Annotated in this window: 4 protein-coding genes; all 4 read right to left on the bottom strand. The window is 69.6% G+C overall.

From position 1 onward, the window contains the following. The coding region (locus tag ACOADB_RS10255) for a YebC/PmpR family DNA-binding transcriptional regulator (RefSeq protein WP_378597886.1) at positions 1-716 on the bottom strand (716 nt) is incomplete at its 3' end. A 49-nt stretch (positions 717-765) separates the two neighbouring features. Beyond that, positions 766-1,341 carry a pyridoxal 5'-phosphate synthase glutaminase subunit PdxT gene (gene pdxT, locus ACOADB_RS10250; protein WP_378597884.1) on the bottom strand — a complete coding sequence of 192 codons (576 nt, stop codon included), beginning with the start codon at positions 1,339-1,341 and terminating at the stop codon, positions 766-768. 9 nt (positions 1,342-1,350) lie between these two features. Then, positions 1,351-2,169, bottom strand: coding sequence for a hypothetical protein (locus ACOADB_RS10245; protein WP_378597882.1), 819 nt, complete (start codon positions 2,167-2,169; stop codon positions 1,351-1,353). Then, on the bottom strand, positions 2,166-2,391 hold a 226-nt coding region (locus ACOADB_RS10240; protein ID WP_378597880.1), incomplete at its 5' end, for a hypothetical protein. The genes ACOADB_RS10245 and ACOADB_RS10240, both read right to left, overlap by 4 nt.

The raw sequence follows: 2,391 nt of genomic DNA, 5'->3' as shown, positions 1-2,391 counted from the left end.
ACGTTCTGCACGTCGTCGAGGTCGTCGAGCACGTCGACGAGCTTGAACACCTTGCCGGCGGCGTCGGGGTCCGCAACGGGAATGTCCATCGACGCGACGAACAGCACGTCCGCCGACTCATAGTCGATACCGGCGTCCTGGAGCGCCGTACGGACGGCGACGACGTCGCTGGCCTCGGACTGGATCTCGAAGCTCTCACCGTGGTCGTTGACGTCCTCGGCACCGGCGTCGAGGGTCGCCTCGAGCACGTCGTCCTCGGAGACCGACTTGCCTTCCTGGTCCTTCGCGACGACGACGACGCCCTTGCGGGTGAACAGCCGCGAGACGGAGCCGGGGTCAGCCATGGTGCCGCCGTTGCGGGTGACCGCCGTGCGGACCTCCATCGCGGCGCGGTTCTTGTTGTCGGTCAGGCACTCGACGAGGAGGGCCACGCCCTGGGGCCCGTAGACCTCGTACATGATCGTCTCGTAGTTGACGCCGGTGCCTTCGAGGCCGCCGCCGCGCTTGACCGCCGAGTCGATGTTCTTGTTCGGGACCGACTGCTTCTTGGCCTTCTGGACGGCGTCGAACAGGGTCGGGTTGCCCGTGAGGTCGGGCCCACCCATCTTTGCCGCGATCTCGATGTTCTTGATCAGCTTGGCAAACAGCTTGCCGCGCTTGGCGTCGATGGCCGCCTTCTTGTGCTTCGTGGTTGCCCACTTGGAATGGCCCGACATTTCCGTCCCTCTTCCAGCTCTCTCTGCGAAACGACAACAGCGACTGAGTCTAGCCCTGCACCAGGTCGAGGAAGAGTCGGTGCACCCGACCGTCCCCGTCGACCTCGGGATGGAACGACGTCGCCATCAGGTGTCCCTGTCGTACGGCGACCGGGTGGCCGTGTGCCTCCGCGAGGACTTCGACGTCCGGGCCGGTCTGCTCCACCCACGGCGCGCGGATGAACACGGCGTGCACCGGCGCCGGGAGCCCGGCGAAGTCGAGGTCGGCCTCGAAGGAGTCGACCTGGCGTCCGAAGGCGTTGCGGCGAACGGTGACGTCCAGCCCGCCGATCGTCTCCTGGTCAGCCGTCCCGCCCTCGATCCGGTCGGCCAGCAGGATCATCCCCGCGCAGGTGCCGAAGGTCGGCATGCCGGCCTCGACCCGCTCACGAATGGGGTCGAGCAGCTCGAAGGTGCGGGCGAGCTTCGCCATCGTGGTCGACTCCCCACCCGGCAGCACGAGACCGTCGCACTGGTCGAGCTCCCGGGGGCGTCGTACGGGGAACGCGGCGGCCCCCAGGGCGGTCAGGGCCTGGAGGTGTTCCCGGACGTCGCCCTGGAGGGCGAAGACTCCGATCGCTGGCACGCCGGAAGCCTAGTGCGGCACCGCCGGGACACCTTCGCGGGGGCGTTGGCCCCCGGCGGTCCGGATCGCCGCCGGCGTCAGGCAGCCGAGCACGAGCACGGCCCACCACCACGTCGGCACCGCCGGTTCGATGGTGACCTCCAGCATTCCGTCTTCGTCCGGGTCGCGTACGACGACGGTGCCGACCTCACCCGCGGACAGCGGAGCGCTCTCGCCACCGTGGGTGGAGAGCCTGACGGGCAACAGCCCGGTGCCGACATAGGTGGCACGCGCCGCGGTCCCGTCGGGGGCGAAGGCGATCCGCTGGGCGCCGATCAGCGGCTGGTACACCGCCACGGCAATGCTGACGACGGTCGAGGCGAGCATCATCGTGACGGGGAGTCGCCAGGTCGGCCCGACCGCTGCCCGTGCAACCACGACGACGGCCAGGCCACCCAGGAGGACCGGTGCGGAGACCACCAGCCAGCCCACGCCCCACCACGTCATCCGGACCTCGCCCACCACGTCCGCGGCCGTCAGCCGCCAGGGGTCCGGGCCCGGGATGTCGCCCTTGGTGGTGAACGACCCGTCGTCGTACGTCGCGAGCACGCGGTGGCTGTAGAGCGCGTCGCTCCCGGGTGGGTGGAAGGTGATGAAGTCGCCCTCCTCGAGGGTGGCGGTGTCGACGGGCGCAATCCACAGCAGTGAGCCGACCGGTGCGGCCGTTCCCATCGACGGCGACTCGACGTGCACCCAGCGGCCGCCGTCGATACGCCACGAAACCAGCAGCACCAGGACGGCAGTCACAGCGACGGCAGCGGCGATGCGCGCCCACCTGGTCGCGCTCATCCGAGCAGCACTGCCGTGGTCCACGCGAACAACAGGCGCCAGCTGCTTCCCGACAGGCTGGCCCGGTGGCCCAGCGCCGTGACCAGCTCCAGGCCCGCGACATCGGTGTCGTACCCCGCCGGGACACGGGAGTACGACGTGGTGAGGACGTGGCTCGCTCCCCCAGCAGGCGCGGCAGCCGGGCTGGCAGGCAACCAGCCAGAACTCGTCAGAGAAGCGAGT

The sequence above is a fragment of the Nocardioides sp. CPCC 206348 genome (assembly GCF_048654705.1).
GTDB lineage: Bacteria > Actinomycetota > Actinomycetes > Propionibacteriales > Nocardioidaceae > Nocardioides.
The sequence above is the reverse complement of the archived record's forward strand: the minus strand, read 5'-3'. Positions and strand labels throughout refer to the sequence as shown.